This is a genomic window from Salinisphaera sp. G21_0 (assembly GCF_017744115.1).
In the GTDB taxonomy this organism is placed as follows: Bacteria; Pseudomonadota; Gammaproteobacteria; order Pseudomonadales; family Endozoicomonadaceae; genus Endozoicomonas.
Genome location: NZ_JAGHQW010000220.1, coordinates 1 through 705 on the forward strand (window position 1 = coordinate 1; position 705 = coordinate 705).

The following is a 705-nucleotide window of genomic DNA, read 5'->3' on the forward strand; positions in this document are numbered from 1 at the left end:
CAACCCGGTAAACATGGCCATTGGGTACGGTGGGATGAATTAAATCTCCCTGAACCACAGAAGCTGTAGCCGTGAAAGGAACACCGTATTCGTCCATCGCCAGCACAAAAGTATCACCGCCTTCGGTCAGCACATCCAGCGTATAGCTGCCATTTCCTGCGTCACTGGTCGTATTGCCGGTTACCGCCCATGAACCATCGGGCTTATGTTCACTGGCCACCAGTTGCCTCGCTGCGGGTTCGGCCAAATTGTCCAGCACCCGCTCTACCTTGCCGCTGATGGTGGCCGGGTCGCCGGTTGGCGCACCGCCGCCTCCGCTGGTGCTGATGGCGAGGTCATAGACAACCACGTTGTCGGGAGTAACGGGTTCACTGGCCAGCGCCCGACCTTCTTTAAAAATCAACAGATTTAAGGTTTTGGCGCTGTACTTTTCCGGGATTAATTGAATGTGAAAATTGCCGTTTTTTACATATTGACCGGAGATATAACTTAGCTTTCCTACAGCAAGGGCAAACACTATCCCTTCATAAGGCAGGCCATCTACGGTTAATGTTCCGACGATTTGATTAGTATAAGCGGGAGGCTTTTCCGAGAACAGATGCCATGATGCCGTAAACATTACCAGTCTCCTGATGTTTGAATGTAATAAGACATCGGAACTCCATTAAATCGATCAGTGTTCTGCTTGGTTCCCCTGTATTCTAT

Annotated in this window: 1 protein-coding gene; it reads right to left on the minus strand. The window is 50.4% G+C overall.

What is annotated here, in order from left to right; genetic code table 11:
* The coding region (locus J7439_RS25745) for a hypothetical protein (RefSeq protein ID WP_209204910.1) at positions 1–619 on the minus strand (619 nt) is incomplete at its 3' end.
* Between the last annotated feature and the right edge of the window lie 86 nt (positions 620–705).